20 protein-coding genes are annotated in these 23,960 nt (G+C 56.4%); 13 read left to right on the top strand and 7 right to left on the bottom strand.

From position 1 onward, the window contains the following. Position 1 precedes the first annotated feature (1 nt). The 4 genes from K5E19_RS18190 to K5E19_RS18175 form a co-directional block, all read right to left on the bottom strand. Positions 2–1,351, bottom strand: coding sequence for an HlyD family type I secretion periplasmic adaptor subunit (locus K5E19_RS18190; RefSeq protein ID WP_221552432.1), 1,350 nt, complete (start codon positions 1,349–1,351; stop codon positions 2–4). Then, positions 1,348–3,597: a type I secretion system permease/ATPase gene (locus K5E19_RS18185; RefSeq protein ID WP_221552431.1), complete on the bottom strand. Its 2,250-nt coding sequence runs from the start codon at positions 3,595–3,597 to the stop codon at positions 1,348–1,350. The genes K5E19_RS18190 and K5E19_RS18185 overlap by 4 nt, the downstream gene beginning before the upstream one ends. Before the next feature lie 251 nt (positions 3,598–3,848). Then, positions 3,849–4,484: a hypothetical protein gene (locus tag K5E19_RS18180; RefSeq protein ID WP_250901318.1), complete on the bottom strand. Its 636-nt coding sequence runs from the start codon at positions 4,482–4,484 to the stop codon at positions 3,849–3,851. A 184-nt stretch (positions 4,485–4,668) separates the two neighbouring features. After that, on the bottom strand, positions 4,669–5,331 hold the full coding sequence (locus K5E19_RS18175) for a hypothetical protein (RefSeq protein ID WP_221552430.1): 663 nt from the start codon (positions 5,329–5,331) through the stop codon (positions 4,669–4,671). Between the two features lie 810 nt (positions 5,332–6,141). Between K5E19_RS18175 and K5E19_RS18170 the strand changes: the two genes are divergently transcribed. From K5E19_RS18170 to K5E19_RS18140, 7 genes are read left to right on the top strand one after another with little or no spacing between them, the layout of a single operon-like run. Next, entirely contained in the window at positions 6,142–6,861 is a 720-nt protein-coding gene (locus tag K5E19_RS18170) for a FadR/GntR family transcriptional regulator (protein WP_010427872.1), read from the top strand. After that, complete coding sequence (locus tag K5E19_RS18165; RefSeq protein ID WP_221552429.1) at positions 6,858–7,871, top strand: ABC transporter ATP-binding protein; 1,014 nt, start codon at positions 6,858–6,860, stop codon at positions 7,869–7,871. The genes K5E19_RS18170 and K5E19_RS18165 overlap by 4 nt, the downstream gene beginning before the upstream one ends. Next, positions 7,868–8,950, top strand: coding sequence for an ABC transporter ATP-binding protein (locus K5E19_RS18160; RefSeq protein ID WP_221552428.1), 1,083 nt, complete (start codon positions 7,868–7,870; stop codon positions 8,948–8,950). Before K5E19_RS18165 ends, K5E19_RS18160 begins: the two co-directional genes overlap by 4 nt. Positions 8,951–8,952: 2 nt before the next feature. Continuing rightward, a complete protein-coding gene (locus K5E19_RS18155) occupies positions 8,953–10,467 on the top strand; it encodes an ABC transporter substrate-binding protein (RefSeq protein WP_221552427.1) in 1,515 nt (504 codons plus the stop codon). An 18-nt stretch (positions 10,468–10,485) separates the two neighbouring features. Next, positions 10,486–11,427, top strand: a complete 942-nt coding sequence (locus tag K5E19_RS18150) for an ABC transporter permease (RefSeq protein ID WP_008500268.1) — start codon at positions 10,486–10,488, stop codon at positions 11,425–11,427. 2 nt (positions 11,428–11,429) lie between these two features. Beyond that, positions 11,430–12,305 (top strand): ABC transporter permease, encoded by an 876-nt coding sequence (locus K5E19_RS18145; RefSeq protein ID WP_221552426.1) that lies wholly within the window; start codon positions 11,430–11,432, stop codon positions 12,303–12,305. A gap of 9 nt (positions 12,306–12,314) precedes the next feature. Next, positions 12,315–13,916: a gamma-glutamyltransferase family protein gene (locus K5E19_RS18140; protein ID WP_221552463.1), complete on the top strand. Its 1,602-nt coding sequence runs from the start codon at positions 12,315–12,317 to the stop codon at positions 13,914–13,916. 64 nt (positions 13,917–13,980) lie between these two features. Here K5E19_RS18140 and K5E19_RS18135 read toward each other — a convergent pair whose 3' ends face one another. Together K5E19_RS18135 and fadE are read right to left on the bottom strand one after the other, a co-directional pair. Next, complete coding sequence (locus K5E19_RS18135) at positions 13,981–14,751, bottom strand: amidohydrolase (protein WP_221552425.1); 771 nt, start codon at positions 14,749–14,751, stop codon at positions 13,981–13,983. A 108-nt stretch (positions 14,752–14,859) separates the two neighbouring features. Further along, positions 14,860–17,304, bottom strand: a complete 2,445-nt coding sequence (gene fadE / locus K5E19_RS18130; protein ID WP_029739697.1) for an acyl-CoA dehydrogenase FadE — start codon at positions 17,302–17,304, stop codon at positions 14,860–14,862. Between the two features lie 239 nt (positions 17,305–17,543). Between fadE and lpcA the strand changes: the two genes are divergently transcribed. Together lpcA and K5E19_RS18120 are read left to right on the top strand one after the other, a co-directional pair. Next, entirely contained in the window at positions 17,544–18,122 is a 579-nt protein-coding gene (gene lpcA, locus K5E19_RS18125) for a D-sedoheptulose 7-phosphate isomerase (protein WP_010427884.1), read from the top strand. A gap of 48 nt (positions 18,123–18,170) precedes the next feature. After that, on the top strand, positions 18,171–18,938 hold the full coding sequence (locus K5E19_RS18120; protein ID WP_010427885.1) for a class II glutamine amidotransferase: 768 nt from the start codon (positions 18,171–18,173) through the stop codon (positions 18,936–18,938). Here the strand turns inward: K5E19_RS18120 and dpaA are convergent. Further along, positions 18,909–19,649, bottom strand: a complete 741-nt coding sequence (gene dpaA, locus K5E19_RS18115) for a peptidoglycan meso-diaminopimelic acid protein amidase (protein ID WP_221552424.1) — start codon at positions 19,647–19,649, stop codon at positions 18,909–18,911. The two genes, K5E19_RS18120 and dpaA, sit on opposite strands and share 30 nt — an antisense overlap. 298 nt (positions 19,650–19,947) lie before the next feature. Between dpaA and K5E19_RS18110 the strand changes: the two genes are divergently transcribed. From K5E19_RS18110 to K5E19_RS18095, 4 genes are read left to right on the top strand one after another with little or no spacing between them, the layout of a single operon-like run. Continuing rightward, positions 19,948–21,291, top strand: coding sequence for a Na(+)-translocating NADH-quinone reductase subunit A (locus tag K5E19_RS18110; RefSeq protein WP_221552423.1), 1,344 nt, complete (start codon positions 19,948–19,950; stop codon positions 21,289–21,291). A gap of 2 nt (positions 21,292–21,293) precedes the next feature. Beyond that, the gene (locus K5E19_RS18105; RefSeq protein WP_221552422.1) at positions 21,294–22,529 is read left to right on the top strand and encodes an NADH:ubiquinone reductase (Na(+)-transporting) subunit B; all 1,236 of its coding nucleotides are present in this window, start codon (positions 21,294–21,296) and stop codon (positions 22,527–22,529) included. Further along, positions 22,522–23,325, top strand: coding sequence for a Na(+)-translocating NADH-quinone reductase subunit C (locus tag K5E19_RS18100; RefSeq protein ID WP_221552420.1), 804 nt, complete (start codon positions 22,522–22,524; stop codon positions 23,323–23,325). The genes K5E19_RS18105 and K5E19_RS18100 overlap by 8 nt, the downstream gene beginning before the upstream one ends. After that, a complete protein-coding gene (locus K5E19_RS18095; RefSeq protein ID WP_221552418.1) occupies positions 23,318–23,956 on the top strand; it encodes an NADH:ubiquinone reductase (Na(+)-transporting) subunit D in 639 nt (212 codons plus the stop codon). Before K5E19_RS18100 ends, K5E19_RS18095 begins: the two co-directional genes overlap by 8 nt. Positions 23,957–23,960 lie beyond the last annotated feature (4 nt).

The following is a 23,960-nucleotide window of genomic DNA, read 5'->3' as shown; positions in this document are numbered from 1 at the left end:
ATTATCTCTCTCTGAATGCTTCGCGCGCTTTCAGTATTGGTTTGAGGATGTAAGACAAAATGGTCTTCTCCCCGGTTCTGATTTCAACGTTCGCCACCATGCCTGGTATGATCGGGAACTCTTTGTCTTTAACCTGCAGTGCCGCCCGATTGGTGCGGACGAAGACCCGGTAATAGGTCGAATCGCCACGTCCCTGACGCGCTTTTTCCTCATCAATCAGGGTGTCGGAACTCAGGTGCTCGACGACGCCGGTTAACCCGCCGTAAATGGCGTAGTCGTAGGCGGTAATTTTTACCGTGGCGGGCAGCCCCGGATGGATAAAGGCCACATCGGACGGTTTGATTTTGGCTTCAACCAGCAGGTTATCTTCGAGCGGAATGATGGTCATGATTTCCGCCCCTTGCTGGATAACGCCACCGCGCGTAGTCACGCGAATGTTGTTGACGGTGCCGCGTACCGGCGCAACAACCGTGGTGCGATTCATCACATCCTGACGCCCGCGCAGGATCTCTTCCGCCTGCGCCAGTTCAGATTCCAGCCGGTTAAGCTCGCTGTTGGCGTCGGAGCGGAAGCGGTTGGTTCGCTCTGCGATCTGCAGGCTGAACTCGTTGGCCTGACGCTTCAGGCGCAGGATCTCCACATCCGACATCAGCCCTTTACGGGCCAGCGGCTCTGACAGGCTGACCTCGTTTTGCGCCAGTGACAGGCTGCGCTGTAAGGCCTGAACGCTCTCGTTCAGGGTTTTGAGGCGCGCGTTATAGGCCTGGGTTTCATCACGCACGATGGACTCGATCCCGGCGATGTCGGGCGGGAAGGTCAATGGCGTGTCGTAAGCTTCCGCGCGGAGGCGGGCAATACTGCCCTTAAGCCCCTGCACTTTAGAGAGGGATTCACCGTAGCTGGCCCCTGCGCGGGTCGGGTCAATTTTCAGCAGAATTTGCCCTTTCTCGACGATATCCCCCTCCTGAACGTTCAGCTCCTCAAGAATTCCCCCTTCCAGGCTCTGAATGAGCTGCTCGCGGCTGGCCGGGATCACTTTGCCATCGCCACGGGTGATCTCTTCAACCCGTGCGAAGTGCGCCCACACCAGCGACACCACCACCACCAGGGCGATGGTGTAGAGCATGATCATGCTGAACGGGGTTTTCTGTGCGATCAGCGCGCCCTGCAGGTCATTCATGAATTTCAAATCGTCTGCTTTGACCTTTCCTGTGGCCTGCGGTTTTTGCACTGCCAGCTGGGTTTTCCCGCCGTTGCTGTCTACCTTTCTCAACGCCGTGGAGGATGCACCCGTCCCGGAGTCGGCCTCTCCCTTTGAGGCGTTATGATTCACTTCGTCCTCGTTCATCATCCATTTGCACCTTGTTTCTGTTGCTTCTCTTCAACCGAATGCATCGCTTGTTTTTTCTTCATCACGTTTTCATTCAGGCTGGCCATCACCTGATCTTTTGGCCCGTCTTTCACGATATGCCCGTCTTCCAGCACAATCAGACGCTCAACCAGGCTCAGTACCGACATGCGATGGGTCACAATGATCAGCGTTTGCCCTTGCGTCGCCTCTTTGAGCCGACGCAGGAACAGCGTTTCGGTCATGGCATCCATTGAGCTGGTGGGTTCATCCATCAGCAGGATCTTTGGGCGTAGCAGCAGGCAGCGGGCCAGGGCGACAAGCTGTTTTTGTCCACCGGAAAGGCAGTTGCCCATTTCGCCAATTGGCATGTCAAAACCCAGCGGGTGTCTGGCGGCCACGTGATCCAGCCCGGTCAGACGCACGACGCGCAGGAACTCTTCCGTGCTTACGCCGGGGTTGCCAATGATGATGTTGTAGCGCAGCGTGCCGTAAAAGAGACGGCAATCCTGGCCGACATAGCCCACCGCGGCTCGCCAGTCCGCCGGGTCAATCTGGGTGGCATCTACGCCGTCAATGAACATCTGGCCGCTGCTTTGTTGATACAGGCGGGCCATCACGCGCAACAGCGTCGATTTTCCGCTGCCGATTTTGCCCAGCACGGCGATTTGCTCACCGGCTTCAACATTGATGTTGATGTTGTCGAGGATGCGCGGCGCAACCATCATGCCCGGCACCGGATAGGTAAAGCCCACCTTGTTGAGGCGCATGCTGCCGGTGAAATTCGGCGTCGGCAGATAATTGAGCAAGGCATCGCGGTCGGTCGGTGTTTCCATCAGCTGGTTCAGCGATTTCAGCGCGGTTTTGGCATGCTGATAGCGCAGCGCTAACCCGACAACCGACGCCAGCGGCGCAAGCGAGCGGCTGGAGAGGATCACCACCCCAATCATCGCCCCCATCGACAGCTCGCCAGCGTGAATGAGATACACGCCAAGAACGACGATGCAGACCGTCGTGATTTGCTGCACGAAAGAGACAAAGTTGGTGGTCAGCATCGAGAGATAACGCGTTTTCATCGACGACGCGGCTGCCAGAGCGCTGAAATCATCCCAGCGTTTTTGCATCACCCCTTCGCCCTGTGCCGCTTTCAGCGCTTCCAGCCCTTCAATGCTCTCAATCAGCAGACCCTGCTTCAGTGAGATTTCGCGGACGTTCTCTTCCATGTAGCGGCCCAGCGGCCACTGGATGATGATGCTGACAATCAAAATCAGCGGCATCGCGACTAACGGCACGATCGCCAGCGGGCCGCCAATCAGGTAGATGACGAACATGAAGAGGGCGCAAAACGGCAGGTCGGACAACGTTGCAAGCGTTGCTGAGGTAATAAAGTCGCGCACGGCCTCAAAATCACGCAGCTGGTTGGCAAAGGTGCCCGAGGACTGTGGCTTGTACTCCATTCGCATCGACATCACCTGACGGAACAGTTTTGCCCCGAGTATCAGGTCCGCTTTTTTCCCGGCGATGTCGATCAGGTAGGCTCGAATTTGTCGGCTACAAAATTCAAATACAATGGCAATTACCACGCCAATCGCCAGCGACCACAGCGTTACGTAGGCCTGCGTGGGAATGACGCGGTCATAGACGTTCATGGTAAAGAAGGTGCCTGCCAGCGTGAGAATGTTCGCCAGCAGTGCGGCCAGCGCCGCGCTGTAGAAGTAGTGGCGGTAGCGCCATAGCGTCGAATAGAGCCAATGCCCTTCCGCCTGAGCCTGCGGCAACAGCTGGTCGTCTGCACGCTCGTCCAGCGTCGGCTTGCGCGTCGTGACGAGGGCATAACCGCCGTAGACGTCGTTTAACTCCGCCTCCGTCACGACAACGGTTCCTTCGTTTTCCGGTACCACAATCTTATAAGTATGTTCTCCGCGCTTTCCGTTACGCGCGGTAAGAATGCAATAGGTCCCGTCTTTACGTGCTATCAGTAAAGGAAATAGCCACGAGGAGAGGGTGCTCAGATCGCGCTTTACCCAACCGGCAGATATTCCCATCTGGTCAAGCATGCGCAATGCCATTTCTGGCTCAAGCTTGTCGCTTTTTGGCAGGCCAGCATAGAGGACTTCTTTGCTGGCAAACTTAGCATGATGTGTACAAAGCCATTCAACACCCCACAGAAGGGAATCTTTTCGGGGATCTTCAATATTATTGAAGTCGTGCTCTGAATTAATTTCAACGGTGGAAAGATGCGTGCTCATTATCGAATCCAGACCTGTAGTGACGTTCCTCACTTAGAATTAAAAAAGTAAAGAATGTGCGATTTAAAAAACGACCAGAAACATCCATGAATACGATGAGTGGTAGCGGATTGTTTATGCTGAAAATACAAGCGCTGGCAATATCTTAGTGTATGAGTTAAGCATCAGGCACACAATAAGGATAAGTAACCACTCGCTTAGGAATAATTTACATCTCGGCAGGTAAATGTATGTTTCCTGCGTATTACTATTCAACTGGCAAGTCTTGAAATGGGAACGCCAAGTTTATTCTCTATACGTATTTTCATGGCGTAGATATTTTTTACGTTAGTCGCATTTTTCATGGCAATTTTTTTTGGCAGTTGTCCCTTATACAATTCAGCAAAAAGTGCATATTCATTTGCACTTAACTTTGCCTTTTTCTCCGAGGGGCGTGTGATCTTGCCCATAAAAGATTGATTAATCTTGGTTTTGATATCTTCTGTCACATCATCATGAAAAATGACCGCGCTGATGACCGTTTCGCTCGTATCGTTGTAAAACCAGTAGTGCGCGACAGCGGCCATTTTTTTATCCGTGATTAAAATCAATCTGGAGTTTTTAAACTGACTTAACCAGTTGTTTGTTAAGAAGTAATTTATGTTTTTATAGTTAAAGTCAATAACCACAATAGGCTGTGAAATTACTTTTGAATTAATATTGCTAAAATACTGCAGCAGTCCCTCAATCAGGAATGAGTTATTCTCTGGCCAAATGTAAAATTCTACACCGGTACACTCTACATTCTTTTTTGTTTGTACAGATGTATAGACGCATTTATTCACGCATCCATAGCAGCGCATTGCGTTGTCGTGGTGTTCAATATTATTAATAATCACTCTATCCATTAAGTTAAACGCAGTGCGTCCATATTATAAATATTAAATTTGATATAATATATCAACATTCATCTTAAAATTGCATTACGGATGAAAACGGGTGGCAGTAAGATTACTCGCGGTCGTACCAGGAATTTTCGACAGCGAGTATTTTACTGCATGATGCCATGCCAGACGTTTTTTTCAGTATACGTCAGCTTGCGAGTCGCGTAATTGACACACCCAGCTTGCGTTCGATTCTGTTTTTCATCGCATAGGTGTTCTTGACACTGGTTCCGTTTCGGTATGCGATTTTCTTGGGTGTCCATCCGTTGAAAAGAAACGCAAACAGACTGTATTCATTCTGGCTCAGTTTTGGCCTGCTGCCTGCGGGCTTAATCGTTTTCGCGAGGAAGGTTTTCTGCAGTTTTGTTGCCACCTCCTCGGCCGTGTCGTCGTAAAAGATCACCGAGCTAATCGTCGTGTCGGACGTGTCGTTGTAAAACCAGTAATGGGCAATGGCGGTCATCTTCTTATCGGTGACAAGAATCAGTCTCATGTTCTTGAACTGATCCAGCCAGTTGTCTGACAGGAAGTAATTGATGTTTTTATGGCTAAAATCAATAATCACCACAGGCTGAGTAATGTATTTATCATTTACGTCAGTGAAATAATGACGAATACCTTCAACAAGAAAACTATTATTGTCAGGCCAGATGTAATACTCAAGACCCGTGCACTCTTTAATTTCATGCAGTGCGGAATTGTCAAAATGACATTTTTTATCACAACCATAACAATGCATAGATGGCGTATGACAGACGGGCAGTCTATCAGTGGAAGATAAATGGATTGGGTTGTTAGTCGCACTGTACATATTTTACCTCACACGCACTGAATCGATACATTAATAATTTAAAGATGTTTAGCGAAATTGCCGTCGTTCTTTAGGAATAATCATACAGACCACCAGGTAAAATTCTTAATTAAATAATATGAATTGCCATACTGGCGTTCTTATTAAGATTTAAATGCTGTGAAAACAGATAGTTACTGGATTTCTTAAATGGAAATTTGACATGTGAAATGTTTATTTAGCGTTGTGGTTGTTGTCGTTTTGTTGATTTTTTATGATGCGTTATTTACGTCGTGGAATGTATGCTGAGATATCTTAAATATTGGCCGTTACGTCCCTTTACTTTATTAACTAAAGTAATCAGTGCTTATCATTTAAATATCTGAAATGGTCTGTTGGTGAAAATAAAAAATAGAATAATGACGAACGTATTTTAATGACCGGGATCGCCGAAAGAAGGTGGTGAAGATATCAATAAGGATAACTCTCACCCACCAGGGGTACAGTTGCGCATATGACATAACTATTGGTTAACATGATTAAAACAATTTAGGTGCATTACATTAACAATTGATCGTTTTTGGTGCATGCATTGCACTGTTTTTGTGCATCTTTTGGCGTGTAGGCGTGTTGGCGCGTGTCTGTGCCCGACCGAGTCGATTAAAATAATATATTAAAAATCATCAGATTAATTTTACCGCTGTTATTTATATTTGAACCAATAGCGAATTGGTTCGTTTATTGCTTAATCATTAGCACGATAAGTAGCACGTCATATCAATAACTTATCGTTAATAAAAATAAAGTCATGATGAAAGCGAGCGAACCAATATGGAAAAACCGTCACGGTTTCTGGCCAATTCCAGCACCGCGCTTGAGCAGTTGCGCGGGCTTATTAACCAGCACGAGTCAACACCAGGCATTCCGCTGCCCACGGAACGTGAGCTGTCGGATACTCTCGGCGTAGGGCGACGTGAAGTCCGTCGTGCGCTGGACGTGCTGGAAGAAGAGGGGCGTATCTGGCGAAAGCAGGGGAAAGGGACTTTTATTGGCCCGGCAGCTCCTGTTGAACCGCTGGCCCTTCAGGGATTGGTTCAGCAGACTAACCTGCTGGAAGTGATGGAAGCTCGTCTACAGCTTGAACCCGGCTTAGCCCGGCTTGCGGCACTGCGTGCCACCAGGGAAAACCTCGCGCTCATGCAGCGCATGCTGGAACGCATTGATAAGGTCAGCCCGGATGACCGCGATCTCAACGAACTGTGGGATAGCGCCTTTCATCGCGCCATTGCCGAAGCCGCAGGCAACCGCCTGATGCTCGGGCTTTTTGATGCAATTGATGCCGTCCGTCGGGAACCCGGCTGGCAGCATCTGCGTGAACTCGCCCGCACGCCCGAACGTGTCGACAGCTACAACGACCACCACCACAAGATCATGTCCGCGATTATCCATCGTCAGCCTAATGAAGCCGCCGCCGCGATGCGCGAGCACCTGCTTAGCCTGCAGGCCGCCCTGATTCAGGCGATCCACCTTGAGGACGATTTCACGCTATGACGACCATACCCTTTAAGGACGCCACGCCCGTATTGCGGCTGAATAATCTCAACGTCAGGTTTTCCGGCTCGCCGGTGAGCGTACTCGACGGCATTTCCCTGACGGTCAAAGCGGGCGAAACGCTGGCGCTGGTGGGGGAGTCCGGCTGCGGGAAAAGTATCACCTCATTAGCGCTGATGGGGTTACTGCCCGCCAGCGCGCAGATTGTCAGCGGTGAGATGCAGTTTCGCCGTCATGACCTGCGCAAGCTCTCGCCGCGGGAATATGCCGATCTGCGCGGCAGCGAGCTGGCGATGATTTTCCAGGAGCCGATGACCTCGCTCAATCCGGCGTTTACATTGGGGGATCAGCTGAGCGAAGCGGTCATACGCCACCAGAGTGTTTCGCGCGCCGAGGCGATGAAGGTCGCGCTGCAGACCCTCGAGAAGGTGCAGATCCCGGCGGCGGAGATGCGCCTCAGGGCGTATCCGCACCAGCTCTCCGGCGGCATGCGCCAGCGGGTGATGATTGCGATGGCGCTCATTAACCACCCTAAACTGCTGATTGCCGATGAACCCACCACTGCGCTCGACGTCACCATTCAGGCGCAAATCCTCGCCTTGCTCAACACCTTAAAAGAGGAAACCGGCACGGCGGTGCTGATGATTACTCACGATTTAGGCGTGGTGGCGGAAGTCGCCCAGCAGGTGGCGGTGATGTACGCGGGGCAGGTGGTGGAGCAGGGGAGCGTGGAGGCGATATTCGCCGACCCGCAGCACCCGTACACCATCGGCCTGATGGGTTCGATCCCTTCTCTTGGCGCACGCAAGGGCCAGCTCTCCACCATTCCCGGCGCGGTACCCCTGCCGGAATCCATGCCGAAAGGCTGCCGTTTCGCGACGCGCTGCCCGTTTGCGCAGACGCGCTGTCATGCTGAAAAACCGCAGCTCACCGCGCTCGGTGCGGGCCATCAGGTCGCCTGCTTCCGCGTGCCGCTCGAACAGCACATCGCTCTGGGAGAAATTGCATGACCGTCCCCATTCTTGAAGCCCGCGACCTGAGTAAACGCTTTCCCGGTCCGAAAAAGCTCTTTACCCCGGCACGGTTTGTCACTGCGGTCGATCGCGTCTCACTTTCGGTGATGCCGGGCGAAACGCTGGCGATCGTCGGCGAGTCCGGCTCCGGGAAATCCACCCTCGGCCGCCTGCTGCTGCGCCTGCTGGCCGCCAGCGTAGGGCGCGTGTTTTACCAGGGGGAGGAGATCACCGACGCCTCCGGAGCTCGTCTTAACCAGCTTCGCCGCGAGCTGCAGATTATCTTTCAGGATCCCTTCGCCTCGCTGAACCCGCGCATGACGGTGGAGCAGATCGTCGGCGAGCCGCTGTGGCTGCACCAGAACATGAAAAAAGGGGACCGCCAGTACCGCGTCGCCGAGCTGCTTAAAACCGTTGGCCTGCCTGCCGCCTGGGCCGGGCGCTACCCGCACGAGTTTTCCGGCGGGCAGCGGCAGCGTATCGGCATTGCGCGCGCGCTGGCCTCGGGACCGAAGCTGCTGCTGGGCGACGAGCCGGTCTCCGCGCTGGACGTTTCCGTTCAGGCGCAGGTGGTCAATCTGCTGGAAAGCCTGAAGCACCAGCTGGGGCTGACGATGGTGATTGTCGCCCACGGCCTGGCGGTGATCCGCCATATGAGCGACCGCGTGGCGGTCATGTACCTTGGGCAAATCGTTGAGCTTGCCACCGTCGACGAAATCTTCGACGCGCCGCTGCACCCCTATACGCAGGCACTGATCGCCTCGGCGCCGCAGATGCAGCCGGGCGTTGAGCGCGACGCGCCGCTGCTGCAGGGGGATCTGCCCAACCCGGCCAGCCCGCCGTCCGGCTGCCGTTTCCACACTCGCTGCCCGTACGTTACCGATGAATGCCGCCAGGTCGAGCCGATCAATCAGGTGCTCGACGGCGGACGTCAGGTTGCCTGCCACCGCTGGCAGGAGATCAACCGCGATCGCAGCGTTATCCAGATCGCACCGCCATCCGCCGCTTTTCTGCGCCGCCGCGCGCTGTTTGAACACGCGGCCACTCACTCGTCCCTTCCTTCAAGGAACTCATGATAATGACAATGCGTAATTCTCTTTTGACCGTACTGGGAAGTGTTATGTTGCTTGGCGCGGCGCTGCCCGCCCATTCTGAAAGCGTGCTGCGAATCGGCCTCGGCGCTGACCCGGACATGCTCGACCCGCATCTGGCGCGCACCTACTATGGCCGCTTCGTGTTCGCCTCCCTGTGCGACAGGCTGGTGGACGTTGACGAGCACCTGAAGGTGGTGCCGGGTCTGGCAAAATCCTGGGCATGGAGCGATGACGGCAAAACGCTGACCATGGATCTCCGCGACGGCGTGACCTTCCACGACGGTGAGAAATTCGATGCCGCCGCCGCAAAATACAACCTTGATCGCGCCCTGACCCTGAAAGGCTCCCTGCGTAAGAGCGAGATCTCCTCCGTTGAATCGGTCGAGGTCACCGGCCCGATGCAGATTGCGCTGCACCTGAAAACGCCGGATGCCGCGCTGCTGATGCAGCTCACCGACCGCGCCGGGGCAATGATGGCGCCTGAAGCGGCGAAAAAGCCTGACTTTGCCGCCCATCCCGTCTGCTCTGGCCCGTACAAGTTCGACAGCCGCGTGTCCCAGGACCGCATCGTGTTGACCCGTTTCGACAACTACTGGAACAAAGGCGCCTACCACTTCGACAAGATTATTTATCTGCCGATCCCGGATGCCTCCGTGCGCCTCGCGAACCTGCGCGCGGGCGATCTTGACCTGACCGAAGGCATCGCCGCCAGCGACGTTAAAACCGTCGAAGCCGACAACAAGCTGGCGCTGGCGAAGGTAACCGGTCTCGGCTATCAGGGCATCACCTTCAACATCAACAACGGCAAGGTGCCGGCGAACGATCCGTTCAAGGATGCCCGCGTGCGCGAGGCGTTTTCTCTGGCCATCGACCGCGATGCGCTAAACCAGGTGGTCTTTGAGGGGCTCTACACCCCGGCAAACCAGGCGTTTTCAACGGTCAGCCCGTATCACGTTAACCTGCCAGTCCCGCCGCGTGACGTCGAGAAGGCCAAAGCGCTGCTCAAAGCCGCAGGCGTCACCGCGCCGCTGACCGTCAACCTGCTGGTGCCGAACAACCCAACCTCGCAGCAGGTGGGACAGGTGCTGCAGGCGATGGTTGCCGAGGCGGGCTTCGCGCTGAACCTGCAGATGACCGAATTCGCCACGCTGCTGGATCGCCAGCAGAGCGGTGACTATCAGCTGAGCTTCTCCGGCTGGTCGGGACGCCCGGATCCGGACGGCAGCATCTACGGCTTTATCAACAGCAAAGGCACGCTTAACGACGGCCGCTACAGCAATGCGCAGGTTGATGAATGGCTGACACAGGCGCGCCAGAGCACCGACCAGGCCGCACGCCAGCCGCTGTACGACAAGGTGGTGAAGCAGCTGCAAACCGACATGCCGATTGCCTACCTCTACTTCGAGCCGCGCATTTTTGGTCTGAACAAAAGCGTGCAGGGCTTTAAGCCGTACCCGGACGGCATCGTGCGTCTGGCCGGTTTGACGCTGGCGAAATAAACGTCCTGAGGAGAACCCATGCTGGAACTGATTTGCAAACGTCTGCTGCTGGCCGTCCCGACGCTATTGCTGGTGAGCATGATGGTGTTCGGGCTGCAAAAGCTGCTGCCCGGGGACCCGCTGATCGCCATGGCAGGCGAAGAGCGTGATCCGGCCGTCATCGCCCAGCTGCGCGCGGAGCTGAACCTCGATGCGCCGATCCCCGTGCAGTATTTCCACTGGCTAACGCGGGCGCTGCAGGGCGATCTGGGCGTCTCCTTACGCACGCATGAACCGGTGACGCAGCTGATTGCCAGCAAGCTGCCGGTCACGCTGGAGCTTTCGCTGCTGGCGATGATTATTGCGCTGGTGTTTGGCATCAGCATGGGGATCCTCGCGGCGGTGAACAAAAACAGCTGGGTCGATCACGGGGCGAACTTCGTGGCGATCTCGGGGATCTCGATCCCGCACTTCTGGCTGGGGATCCTGCTGATTCTGGTTTTCTCGGTGAATTTGCAGTGGCTGCCCGCGTCCGGCTACGTGCCGTTCAGTGAGGATCCGCTTCAGAACCTGCGCACGCTGCTGCTGCCCGCATCCGTGCTCGGAACGGGGCTTGCAGCAACGCTGATGCGCCACACCCGCGCCTCGATGATTGCGGTGCTCAAGGCAGATTACATCCGCACCGCGCGGGCTAAGGGGCTGCTGCCAAAAGCGGTGATCCTGAAGCACGCGTTTCGCAACGCGCTTGTGCCGGTCATCACCCTCACCACGCTGCTGTTCGGCGAGCTGCTGGGCGGCGCAGTGTTGACCGAGCAGGTCTTCACCATTCCGGGGTTCGGCAAGATGATCGTCGACTCGGTATTTAACCGTGACTACGCGGTGGTGCAGGGCGTGGTGCTGATCGTGGCGATCGGCTTCCTGATGCTCAACCTGCTGGCCGACGTGCTCTACGTCCTTATCAACCCGAAAATGCGAGGTTAATCATGGCGGAACTGACGACGCAAACCGTTGCCCCCGCGCAGCCGCGCGCGCAGAACCGGGTGCTGAAGAAATTCCTCGGTAATAAAAGCGCGGTGATTGGCGCGGTGGTGGTGGGGTTCTTTGTGCTGGTGGCGCTGCTGGCGCCGTGGATCGCCCCGTTTGACCCGGTTAAAGCCAACTTCCTGGCGGTGCGCAAAGCGCCGTCGGCGATGTACTGGTTCGGTACTGACGAGTTGGGGCGCGACATTTTATCCCGCATTATCTGGGGGGCTCGCACCTCGCTGATGGCGGGCTGTATGTCGGTCGTTATCGCGGTGGTCATCGGCGTGCCGCTGGGGCTGGTGGCGGGCTACTTCCAGAAGATGTGGGACGGCGTGATCTCGCGGTTTATCGAGGCGCTGCTGGCCTGTCCGTTCCTGATCATGGCGATCGCGCTGGGGGCATTTTTGGGCCCGAGCCTGACCAACGCGATGATCGCTATCGGTCTTTCGGCGATGCCTATCTTCGCCCGCCTGACGCGCGGGCAGGTGATCGCCATTCGCAACGAAGAGTACATCGACGGCGCGCGGGCGATTGGCCTGCCGGATCGCTGGATCATCATTAAATACGTCCTGCCAAACGTGATGTCGCCGATCCTCGTGCAGGCCACGCTGGCGATTGCCTCGGCGATTATCGCCGAAGCCAGCCTGTCGTTTTTAGGGCTGGGACAGCAGCCGCCCAATCCGTCCTGGGGGTCCATGCTCAACACCGCGAAAGGGTTTCTTGAGCAGGCGCCGTGGATGTCCGTGTTCCCCGGCGTGGCGATTTTCCTCGCCGTGCAGGGTTTTAATTTACTCGGCGACGGGCTGCGCGATGCGCTCGATCCGCGCCACGACTAAGGAGTCATGATGACCAAAGCGCTTGATTTTACGTCCGGTTACGCTTCCCGACGCCCGCCGATGCTGGGCCATAACGCGGTTGCCACGTCGCAGCCGCTGGCGGCGCAGGCTGGCATGAAAATGCTGCAGCTGGGCGGGAATGCCGTGGATGCGGCCATTGCCAGCGCGATGGCGCTGACGGTGCTTGAGCCGACCGGCAACGGGATCGGCAGCGACGCCTTTGCCATCGTCTGGGACGGTGAAAAGCTGCACGGCCTCAACGCGTCCGGCCGTTCGCCTGCAAGCTGGCATGCGGATCTGTTTGCCGGTAAAACGGCGGTGCCGGAAATCGGCTGGGACGCGGTGACGGTGCCGGGGGCGGTCTCCGGCTGGGTGGCGCTGGCGGAACGCTTCGGCACGCTGCCGCTGACCACGCTGGCGCAGCCCGCCATTGACTACGCGCGCAACGGCTTCCCGGTCTCCCCGCTGATCGGCCATCTGTGGCAGCGCGGCTACAGCAAACTGAAAGATCAGCCGGGCTTTAGCGCCTGCTTCGCGCCGGAAGGCCGCGCCCCGCGCGTGGGGGAGATCTTCCGTAACCCGGCGCAGGCTAACTCGCTGGAGCTGATTGCCCGCACCAACGGTGACGCTTTTTACCGCGGCGAGCTGGCGCAGAAAATTGCTGCTTTTGCCAAAGAACACGGTGCGCACCTGACGGCTGAAGATCTGGCAAACCACCGCGTGAACTGGGTGGAGCTGCTGTCGCGCGACTTCGCGGGCGGTTCGGTGCAGGAGCTGCCGCCAAACGGCCAGGGGATCGCCACGCTGATTGCGCTCGGCATTCTGGAGCAGTGCGGCATTGAGAAACATCACCCAGATTCCGTACAGTCTCTGCATCTCTCCATCGAGGCGATGAAGCTGGCGCTGGCGGATCTCGACCGCTACGTAGCGGATGAAGATCACATGGCGTTCGCGGCAAAAGAGCTGCTGAGCGACCATTATCTGAAGTCGCGCGCGTTGCTTATCGACCACGATAAAGCCTCTGACTTCGTTTACGGTTCCCCGACGCAGAGCGGCACGGTCTACATCAGCACCGCCGACGCCAGCGGGATGATGGTCTCGTTTATTCAGTCCAACTATATGGGCTTTGGATCAGGCATCGTGGTGCCGGATACGGGGATCAGCCTGCAAAACCGGGGCTGTGGTTTTTCGCTGGATCCGAATCACCCGAACGCGCTGGCAGGCAGCAAGCGTCCCTTCCACACCATCATTCCGGGCTTTGCGATGGACGGGAATGGCAAGCCGCTGATGTCCTTCGGCGTGATGGGCGGCCCGATGCAGGCGCAGGGGCACATGCAGATGGCGCTGCGCATTATGCTGCATGGGCAAAACCCGCAGGCGGCAATCGACGCCCCGCGCTGGCGCGTGGTGCAGGGCAGGGAGGTGATCGTGGAATCGACGTTCGATCGCAATACGATTGCCGCGCTGCGCGAGCGCGGGCATCAGATCGTGGTGGAAGATCCGCTTCAGGATTACAACTTCGGTGGTGCGCAGGTGATTTACCGCCTGCCGGAAGGGCACTACGTGGCCGCAACGGAAAGCCGCAAAGACGGGCAGGCGTTAGTGAGTTAATTAACGCCTGATGGCGCTGTGCTTTTGTAGGCCGGGTAAGGCGTAGCCGCCACCCGGCTTTTATTCACCCAATGCTAAACGGATCCGCATCCTGCCACGCCGGAAACTTCTCCCGATACTCCTTTAACGCCGTCAACGACAGCTCCGCATCAATGCGCGTCGCCTGATGCGGCTCGGCGGTGGCAATAATCTCGCCCTGCGGATTCACCACCCGGCTGTCGCCGCGGTAGTGATGGCCATTGCCGTCGGTTCCCACGCGGTTACAGCCCACCACGTACGCCTGGTTCTCTATAGCGCGCGCCGCCAGCAGCGTCTGCCAGTGCAGCGAACGCGGCGCAGGCCAGTTGGCAACATACAGCGCCAGGTCGTAATCGTTGCGGTTGCGCGACCACACCGGGAAGCGCAGGTCGTAGCAGACCAGCGGCAAAATACGCCAGCCGCGCCACTCGAACACCACGCGCTCGTGACCGGCTTCATAGTGATGGTGTTCATCGGCCATGCGGAACAGGTGGCGCTTATCGTAGAAGTGCACTTTCCCTTCCGGCTCCACCAGCAGGAAGCGGTTCACCGGCCCGCGTTCGGTTTGCAGCGCGGCGCTTCCGGCAATCAGCGCGTTGGTCTCCTGCGCTTTGGTCTGCATCCAGGTAACCACTTCATCCTGCGGCATCGACTGTTTCGCCGCTTCCATGGCGAAGCCGGTCGTGAACATCTCCGGCAGGACAATCACATCACGCCCGGTAATCTCTTCCAGTTGACGATCAAAGTGGCGCAGGTTGGCGGGGCCATCCATCCACACTAAAGGTTGCTGCAAAATCGAAATCTTCAAACCAGGCACGATACAGACTCCTCAAAAGACCGCTTTTTGACACTGTAGCACGTCATTACGAGAAAATGTGGCAATAAAAAACCCCGCGCGAGGCGGGGTTTGTATAAGCGAAACGCGTTACGCCGCTTCAGGTTTGCGGTGCTTCTCCGGCAGCTTTACCGGCTGCGTCGCCAGCTCGTCCGGTTCGAAATCATCCACGTTAATACTGCGCAGACGGCTCTCTTCGGCTTTCACCAACAGAGCGGCTTCATCTTTATTGATAATGCCACCGGCCAGCGCCTGTTTTGCCAGTTCGTCCAGACGGGTAAACGGCAGGTTTTTGCCCAGCTGTTTACAGATCTTCTGGTGAATCGGATCGGCAGCCATCACGTCCAGCAGCGCCTCTTCCAGCAGACCCACCGGGTTATGCGGCGTCGGCGTCAGATACTGACCACGACCGATACGGGAGCGGGTTGCGCTCGGTACCTGCAGGATCTTCGCCACCTTGTGGTCCAGCTTGTCGGACGGCGCCAGATGATGACGACCGGTCGGGAAGATCACCGCGCGCAGAGCGCCCGCCACGAAGCGGTTCGGGAAGTTCGCCAGCAGGTCGTCAATCGCCTGTTCAGCCTGATACATCGCATCCTGCACGCCCCAGTGCACCAGCGGCAGATCCGCTTCCTGACGGCCTTCGTCGTCGTAGCGCTTCAGGACCGCAGAGGCCAGGAAGATCTGGCTCAGCACATCGCCCAGACGAGCAGAGATACGCTCGCGACGCTTCAAGCTTCCGCCCAGCACCGCCATGGAGACGTCAGACAGCAGAGCCAGGTTGGCGCTCAGTCGGTTCAGATGCTGGTAGTAACGTTTGGTCGCATCGCCGGTCGGCGTCGCGCTGGTAAGACCGCGCGTCAGGCCCAGCCAGAAGCTGCGCACCTTGTTGCTGCCCACGTGACCGATATGCTTGAACAGCAGCTTATCGAAGGCATCCACGTCGTTGTTCTGCGCGGCGGCCATCTCCTCCAGCACGTACGGATGGCAGCGAATTGCGCCCTGACCGAAGATCATCATGCTGCGGGTCAGGATGTTTGCCCCTTCCACGGTGATGGCAATCGGTGCGCCCTGATAGCCACGCGCCAGGAAGTTGCCTTCGCCGAGCATAATGCCTTTACCGCCTGCGATATCCATCGCGTCAATGATCGACTGCTGCGCGCGGTGGGTACAGTGGTACTTCACAATCGCGGACAGCACGGCCGGTTTTTCGCCCAGCATAATGCCGTAGGTAATCAGAGAAGCAGCGGCATCCATCACGTAGGCGTTGCCCGCGATACGCGCCAGCGGCTCTTCGATACCTTCCATCTTGCCGATGGAGATTTTGAACTGACGGCGGATGTGGGCGTAGGCACCAATACCCATCGCGACCGACTTCAGACCGCCGGTTGAGTTCGACGGCAGGGTAATGCCGCGGCCGACCGACAGACATTCCACCAGCATACGCCAGCCCTGACCGGCCATTTTCGGACCGCCGATGATGTAGTCAATCGGCACAAAGATATCCTGGCCGCGGGTCGGACCGTTCTGGAACGGCACATTCAGCGGGAAGTGACGACGACCAATTTCAACTCCTGGGGTAGAGGTTGGGATCAGCGCACAGGTAATGCCCAGATCTTCTTCGCCGCCCAGCAGTTTTTCCGGGTCAGAGAGCTTAAAGGCCAGACCCAGCACGGTGGCGATAGGCGCCAGGGTGATATAACGCTTATTCCAGGTCAGGCGCATGCCCAGCACCTGTTCGCCCTGCCATTCGCCCATGCAGACCACGCCGGTATCCGGGATCGCGCCCGCATCGGAGCCTGCTTCCGGGCTGGTCAGCGCGAAGCATGGAATTTCCTGACCGCGTGCCAGACGCGGCAGGTAGTGATCTTTCTGCTCTTCGGTACCGTAATGCTGCAGCAGTTCGCCCGGGCCTAAGGAGTTAGGCACGCCAACGGTAATCGCCAGGATCCCGGAGACGCCCGCCAGCTTTTGCAGGACGCGAGCCTGAGCGTAAGCGGAGAACTCCAGACCGCCGTACTCTTTCTTAATGATCATCGCGAAGAAGCGATGTTCTTTCAGATATGCCCACAGCTCTGGCGGCAGGTCGGCCATTTCATGGGTAATGGCAAAGTCGTTCGCCATGCGGCACGCTTCTTCCACCGGGCCGTCGATAAAGGCCTGCTCTTCAGCGGTCAGGCGCGGCTGCGGATAGTTGTGCAGCTTTTTCCAGTCCGGATTGCCCTGGAACAGGTCGCCTTCCCACCAGGTGGTGCCCGCATCAATCGCTTCTTTCTCAGTGCGCGACATTGGCGGCATCACTTTGCGGAAGCCTTTGAACACCGGCGCGGAGATCATCGACTTACGCATCGGGGCCAGGTTAAACGGCAGAAGAATGATGGCAAGAGGGACTAAAAGCCAGATATTCCAGAGACCTGCGACGCCAAGCGCAGCCGTCCAGGCCAGAAGAATCAGGCTGCTCAGGAATAAACTTACGCGGTGATAGAACAGCACACCGAGCAGTACAACGGTTGCGAGAATGCTCAAAATCATCATAAAGAAAAGCTCCCTTGCTTGTAGGAGGTCTGACCACTTGTGATGATATGGTTGTAGTTGATGTGAATTCCTTTAGCAATGTGTTTACAAAATAATTACAACCTGGTTCACATTGTTCGTGTTTTAGCCGGCACAAAAAATCAAAACGCCGGACGATTCGCATGGCTTTAGCTTCTCGCTTTTCCCGCTATCCGGTACACTCCACTGTGTTATTTCATCAATACTGAAGGATTATCCTCATGTACCAGGATCTTATTCGTAACGAACTGAACGAAGCGGCGGAAACGCTGGCGAACTTTCTGAAAGATGATGCCAATATTCACGCTATTCAGCGCGCAGCGGTCCTGCTGGCCGACAGTTTCAAAGCCGGTGGCAAAGTGCTTTCCTGCGGTAACGGCGGTTCCCACTGTGACGCCATGCACTTCGCAGAAGAGCTGACCGGACGCTATCGCGAAAACCGTCCGGGCTACCCGGCGATTGCGATTTCCGACGTGAGCCACATCTCCTGCGTAGGGAACGACTTCGGTTACGACCACATCTTCTCCCGCTACGTTGAAGCGGTAGGCCGTGAAGGCGACGTGCTGCTGGGGATTTCTACCTCCGGCAACTCCGGCAACGTGATCAAAGCGATCGCCGCCGCGCGTGAAAAAGGGATGAAAGTCATCACCCTGACGGGTAAAGATGGCGGTAAGATGGACGGTACAGCGGACGTTGAAATCCGCGTTCCACACTTCGGTTATGCTGACCGTATTCAGGAAATTCACATCAAAGTGATCCACATTCTGATTCAGCTGATCGAAAAAGAGATGGTTAAGTAAGACTTCGCTGGGGGGCACCAATGCCCCCCGCTGTTGTGGAGGTGTTGTATGTGCGAACTGCTCGGGATGAGCGCTAATGTGCCAACCGATATCTGCTTTAGTTTCACCGGGCTGGTTCAGCGCGGTGGAGGAACCGGGCCGCATAAAGACGGCTGGGGCATCACCTTCTACGAAGGCAAAGGGTGTCGCACGTTCAAAGATCCACAGCCCAGCTTTAACTCACCGATCGCCAAACTGGTGCAGGACTACCCCATCAAGTCCCGCTCGGTGATCGCCCACATCCGTCAGGCAAACCGCGGCGAAGTGGCGCTGGAAAATACTCATCCGTTTACCCGCGAGCTGTGGGGCCGTAACTGGACCTACGCGCACAACGGGCAGCTTACGGGCTATAAGTCGCTGGAGACGGGCAATTTCCGTCCGGTCGGCGAAACGGACAGCGAAAAAGCCTTCTGCTGGCTGCTGCACAAGCTGACGGAGCGCTATCCCCGCACGCCCGGCAACATGGCCGCCGTATTCAAATACATCGCGACGCTGGCGTCTGAACTGCGTGAAAAAGGCGTGTTCAACATGCTGCTCTCTGACGGGCGCTACGTGATGGCGTTCTGCTCAACCAATCTGTTCTGGATCACCCGCCGCGCGCCGTTTGGCGTTGCGACGCTGCTGGATCAGGATGTGGAGATAGACTTTCAGAAGGAGACCACACCGAACGATGTGGTCACAGTCATTGCTACGCAGCCGCTGACGGGCAACGAAACCTGGCAAAAGATTATGCCAGGCGAGTGGGTGCTATTTTGTCTCGGGGACCGTGTAATTTGACGCCAGCTGCGGGTGGACGACTTCGTGGCTCAGCGGCTTGCTGACCACGTAACGGCCATCGACGATAGAGACCACCGGTGGCTTGCGGGTCTGCTCAAAGTAGTCGTAACCTGGCTTCAGCTGTTTCCAGAAATCTGAGTAGTAGGAGTACTTGTGACGCGCCATGTTGGCGTCCGTCATGCGGAACGGATAGATGCTGACCTGTACGTTAGGCTGCCCAAAGACCAGTGCGCCCGTCACGAACTGGAAAATCTCATCAATGCCGGAGTCGGTCATCGCATAACAGCCGACAGACACGCAGGCACCGTGAATCATCAGGTATTTACCTTCATAACCGTGTGCACGGTCATAGGCATTGGGGAAGCCGATGTTAATGGCCTTATAGAAGCGGCTGTCGGGTTTTAGCTGATTACGCTGAACGTTGTAAAACCCTTCCGGACTTTTGAAATCGCCCTGACGCTGTTTTGGCCCCAGACCGCCGGAGTAGTTACAAATTTTGTAACTATCAAGCAGCTGATATGTCTCACCCATTTTGACATACAGATCGAGCGTGCGCTCTTCCTTGAAGATCTGAATATAAACCGGGGATCCCATTAACTGCTGTTTATATTCTTTGCTGATCGGCGTCGTGGAGCTGTTGCTGCTGAGCAGCCCGGCAAACGACATGCACGGCATCAGAAGCATCGCAATGAACAATGCGATTTTACGCATACTACTAGTTCCTTGATAAAACCATGACCAACTTGCCAGGACGGCAAAAGAGACCCGAAATCAGATTATTCTGTTAGGAGCGCTCACATTAGCACCGCTATAGATTTTCGCAAGAGCCGGGCGGTGAGTTTACAAATTAGTTTTACTTTATAAACCATCAAATACGCGCTGGCTCCAGGAACTTTGCGTAATAGCTCGCATTTTGGCGCGCCCGACGGCGGATTCCCTGCCCGTTACACGGGGAAAATGTTACACTTCGCGCCCACTGGATTGTTGTTTATGGAAACCTGCTAACCACATGTTTAAAATAAAAAAAGGACTTAATTTGCCGATTGCAGGCGTGCCTGAGCAGCACGTCTCGTCAGGTGCAAGTGTCCGTCATGTCGCTATATTAGGTGACGATTATCTGGGAATGCGGCCTTCAATGCTGGTACAAGAGGGCGATCGCGTTATTAAAGGGCAAGCGCTCTTTGAGGACAAAAAAAATCCAGGCGTCATGTTCACAGCTCCTGCCAGCGGCACCGTGGTGGCGATCAACCGCGGCGAGCGTCGCGTGCTGCAGTCGGTAGTCATCCGCATTGAAGGCGATGAACAGCGTGAGTTTGCTCGTTATGATGCGGCAGACCTCGCGACGCTTAGCCGCGAAGATGTGCAGGCTCAGCTGCTCGCGTCAGGCCTGTGGACGGCGCTGCGTATGCGTCCGTTCAGCAAATCGCCCGTTCCTGATACCGCCCCGGCCGCTATTTTCGTTACGGCCATCGACACCAACCCGCTCAGCGCCGATCCGCAGCCCATTATTCTGGCGCAGCGTAAAGCCTTTGATGCCGGGCTGACCGTTCTGACTCGCCTGACGCCCGGAAAAGTGCATGTTTGCCAGGCCGGTGGCGGCAAGCTTGGCGGCCATCCTCAGGGACAGGTCACGTTTAATGAATTTTCCGGCCCACATCCGGCGGGGCTGGTCGGGACCCATATCCACTTCCTTGAGCCGGTGAGCCTGAAGAAACAGGTCTGGCACCTTAATTATCAGGACGTCATTGCCATCGGTAAGCTCTTTACCACGGGTGAACTCTGCGCTGAACGGATCGTCGCTATCGGCGGGCCGCAGGCCGCAAACCCGCGCCTGGTGAAAACGCTTCTGGGAGCAGACATTAATGAACTGCTTGCGGGGGAAACGAAAGAGGGAGAGAACCGCCTGATTTCCGGTTCGGTACTCAGCGGCCGCCGCGCTGTAAATGCGCACGCGTACCTGGGACGTTTCCATCTGCAGGTGAGTGTGGTGCTGGAAGGTCGTGAAAAAGAACTGTTCGGCTGGGTGCTGCCCGGTGCGGAAAAATTCTCGGTTACCCGTACCACGCTGGGCCACTTCCTGCGCCATAAGCTTTTCAACTTCTCCACCAGCACCCACGGCGGTGAGCGTGCGATGGTACCCATTGGTAACTACGAGCGCGTAATGCCGCTGGATATTTTGCCTACCGTGCTGCTGCGCGATCTCCTTGCTGGCGATTCCGACGGCGCGCAGGCGCTGGGCTGCCTGGAGCTGGACGAAGAAGATCTGGCGCTCTGCACCTATGTGTGTCCGGGTAAATACGAATACGGACCCGTATTGCGCGAGGTGTTAACCCGCATTGAGCAGGAAGGATAACGATGGGCTTAAAACACCTCTTTGAAAAAATTGAGCCGCACTTTACCGAAGGGAAGCTCAAAAAGTACTACCCGCTGTATGAAGCGACAACGACCATTTTCTACACGCCGGGGCTGGTGACGAAAGGGGCGGCGCACGTGCGTGACGCCATCGATCTCAAGCGAATGATGATCCTGGTATGGTTTGCGGTCTTCCCGGCCATGTTCTGGGGCATGTACAACGTCGGCTTGCAGACCATTCCGGCACTGCACCACATGTACGATGCACAACAGCTGGCGCAGGTGATCCAGTCCGACTGGCATTACCGTCTGGCGCAGTCGCTGGGGGTCAGCTTTGCTGCAGACGCGGGCTGGCTGAGTATGATGACGCTGGGTGCGGTCTTCTTCCTGCCGATCTACATGACCGTCTTTATCGTGGGCGGCTTCTGGGAAGTGCTGTTCGCCATCATTCGCAAGCACGAGATCAACGAAGGTTTCTTTGTTACCTCCATTCTGTTTGCCCTGATTGTTCCGCCAACGCTGCCGCTCTGGCAGGCGGCGCTGGGGATCAGCTTTGGCGTGGTGATTGCCAAGGAGATCTTCGGCGGGACCGGACGGAACTTCCTCAACCCGGCGCTGGCGGGGCGTGCGTTCCTGTTCTTTGCTTATCCGGCGCAGATCTCCGGCGACCTGGTGTGGACGGCTGCCGACGGTTTCTCCGGCGCGACGCCGCTTTCACAGTGGGCGGCAGGCGGCGGCGAAACGTTGGTTAACAATGCGACCGGCCAGCCGGTGACCTGGTTTGATGCGTTTATTGGCAACATTCCGGGTTCCATCGGGGAAGTCTCCACCCTGATGATTTTGATCGGCGGGGCCATCATTCTCTTTGGCCGCGTGGCCTCCTGGCGCATCGTCGCGGGCGTCATGCTCGGCATGGTGCTTACCGCCACGCTGTTCAACCTCATTGGTTCAGACACTAACGCGATGTTCTCCATGCCGTGGTACTGGCACCTGGTGCTGGGCGGATTTGCGTTTGGCATGATGTTCATGGCTACCGATCCCGTCTCGGCCTCGTTTACCGACAGAGGTAAATGGTGTTACGGCGCGCTCATTGGCGTCATGTGTGTATTGATTCGCGTGGTCAACCCGGCCTATCCGGAAGGGATGATGTTGGCCATTCTGTTTGCCAACCTGTTTGCGCCGCTGTTCGACTATCTGGTCGTACGCGCCAACATTAAGCGGAGGAAGGCGCGTGGCTGAGGTTAAAAAGGTTAAAAATAACGACAGCATCAGCAAAACGCTGCTGGTGGTGCTGGTGCTGTGTCTGGTTTGTTCCATCGTGGTTGCGGGTTCTGCCGTGGGGTTAAAACCGCTGCAGCAGGAGCAACGCGCGCTGGATAAACAGCGCAACATTCTGGCCGTGGCCGGGCTGATGCAGGGAGGGATGACAAAGGACGACGTCGCCGATGTGTTTGCCGAACGCATCACCCCACGGCTGGTGAATTTAAAAACCGGTGAGCTGATGGATAAAGACCCGGCGAAGTATAACCAGGCACTGGCGCTGAAAGATCCGCAGATGAGCACCGTGCTTGACGCATCGCAGGATCCGGCAGGTATAAAGCGCCGTAGCAACATCGCGGAGATCTACCTGGTGCGCGACGAGCAAAAACGCATACAGGAAGTGGTTTTGCCGATCTACGGTAACGGGCTGTGGTCAATGATGTACGCCTTTGTGGCACTGGATACCGATGGACGCACGGTCAAAGGCATTACTTATTACGATCAGGGCGAAACGCCGGGGCTGGGTGGCGAAGTGGAAAACCCTAACTGGCGAGCGCAGTTTGTCGGTAAAAAAGTGCTCGATGATAACGGCCAGCCTGCGCTGAGAGTGGTGAAAGGGGGGGCGCGTCCCGGGGATGAATTCGCCGTTGACGGCCTTTCCGGCGCCACGCTCACCTCTAACGGGGTGCAGCACAGTTTTGATTTCTGGATGGGTGAACTGGGCTTTGGCCCCTTCCTGAAAAATGTACGTGAAGGAGCGCTGAATAATGGCTGATACGGGCGAACTGAAAGAAGTTAAAAAGGTGCTGATTGGCCCACTGTTAGCCAATAACCCGATAACGCTACAGGTGCTGGGCGTCTGTTCAGCCCTGGCGGTGACAACCAAGCTGGAAACGGCGGTGGTGATGACGCTTGCTGTTACGCTGGTTACGGCGTTCTCCAGCATGTTTATCTCGATGATTCGCCACCACATCCCCAACAGCGTGAGGATCATCGTGCAGATGGCGATCATCGCTTCGCTGGTGATCGTGGTCGATCAGCTGCTGCGCGCTTGCGCCTACGAAACGTCGAAGCAGCTATCGGTGTTTGTCGGGCTGATCATCACCAACTGTATCGTGATGGGGCGTGCGGAAGCCTACGCCATGAAAATGCCGCCGCTGGCGAGTTTTATGGACGGTATTGGCAACGGCCTGGGTTATGGCGTAATCCTCCTGACGGTCGGTTTCCTGCGCGAGCTGATTGGCAGCGGCAAGCTGTTTGGCATTCCGGTGCTGGATACGGTGCAGAACGGCGGCTGGTATCTGCCGAACGGCCTGTTCCTGCTGGCCCCAAGCGCGTTTTTCATTATCGGTTTGCTGATCTGGCTGATTCGTACGTTGAAGCCTGAACAGCAGGAAAAGGAGTAACCGA

The sequence above is a fragment of the Enterobacter sp. RIT637 genome, assembly GCF_019718755.1.
Lineage (GTDB): Bacteria > Pseudomonadota > Gammaproteobacteria > Enterobacterales > Enterobacteriaceae > Enterobacter.
The sequence above is the reverse complement of the archived record's forward strand: the minus strand, read 5'-3'. Positions and strand labels throughout refer to the sequence as shown.

What these genes read in the sequence shown, in the direction of transcription:
- K5E19_RS18190 (WP_221552432.1), bottom strand. Translation starts at nt 1,351, where the DNA reads ATGATGAACGAGGACGAAGTGAATCATAACGCCTCAAAGGGAGAGGCC.
- K5E19_RS18185 (WP_221552431.1), bottom strand. Translation starts at nt 3,597, where the DNA reads ATGAGCACGCATCTTTCCACCGTTGAAATTAATTCAGAGCACGACTTC.
- K5E19_RS18180 (WP_250901318.1), bottom strand. Translation starts at nt 4,484, where the DNA reads ATGGATAGAGTGATTATTAATAATATTGAACACCACGACAACGCAATG.
- K5E19_RS18175 (WP_221552430.1), bottom strand. Translation starts at nt 5,331, where the DNA reads ATGTACAGTGCGACTAACAACCCAATCCATTTATCTTCCACTGATAGA.
- K5E19_RS18170 (WP_010427872.1), top strand. Translation starts at nt 6,142, where the DNA reads ATGGAAAAACCGTCACGGTTTCTGGCCAATTCCAGCACCGCGCTTGAG.
- K5E19_RS18165 (WP_221552429.1), top strand. Translation starts at nt 6,858, where the DNA reads ATGACGACCATACCCTTTAAGGACGCCACGCCCGTATTGCGGCTGAAT.
- K5E19_RS18160 (WP_221552428.1), top strand. Translation starts at nt 7,868, where the DNA reads ATGACCGTCCCCATTCTTGAAGCCCGCGACCTGAGTAAACGCTTTCCC.
- K5E19_RS18155 (WP_221552427.1), top strand. Translation starts at nt 8,953, where the DNA reads ATGACAATGCGTAATTCTCTTTTGACCGTACTGGGAAGTGTTATGTTG.
- K5E19_RS18150 (WP_008500268.1), top strand. Translation starts at nt 10,486, where the DNA reads ATGCTGGAACTGATTTGCAAACGTCTGCTGCTGGCCGTCCCGACGCTA.
- K5E19_RS18145 (WP_221552426.1), top strand. Translation starts at nt 11,430, where the DNA reads ATGGCGGAACTGACGACGCAAACCGTTGCCCCCGCGCAGCCGCGCGCG.
- K5E19_RS18140 (WP_221552463.1), top strand. Translation starts at nt 12,315, where the DNA reads ATGACCAAAGCGCTTGATTTTACGTCCGGTTACGCTTCCCGACGCCCG.
- fadE (WP_029739697.1), bottom strand. Translation starts at nt 17,304, where the DNA reads ATGATGATTTTGAGCATTCTCGCAACCGTTGTACTGCTCGGTGTGCTG.
- lpcA (WP_010427884.1), top strand. Translation starts at nt 17,544, where the DNA reads ATGTACCAGGATCTTATTCGTAACGAACTGAACGAAGCGGCGGAAACG.
- K5E19_RS18120 (WP_010427885.1), top strand. Translation starts at nt 18,171, where the DNA reads ATGTGCGAACTGCTCGGGATGAGCGCTAATGTGCCAACCGATATCTGC.
- dpaA (WP_221552424.1), bottom strand. Translation starts at nt 19,649, where the DNA reads ATGCGTAAAATCGCATTGTTCATTGCGATGCTTCTGATGCCGTGCATG.
- K5E19_RS18110 (WP_221552423.1), top strand. Translation starts at nt 19,948, where the DNA reads ATGTTTAAAATAAAAAAAGGACTTAATTTGCCGATTGCAGGCGTGCCT.
- K5E19_RS18105 (WP_221552422.1), top strand. Translation starts at nt 21,294, where the DNA reads ATGGGCTTAAAACACCTCTTTGAAAAAATTGAGCCGCACTTTACCGAA.
- K5E19_RS18095 (WP_221552418.1), top strand. Translation starts at nt 23,318, where the DNA reads ATGGCTGATACGGGCGAACTGAAAGAAGTTAAAAAGGTGCTGATTGGC.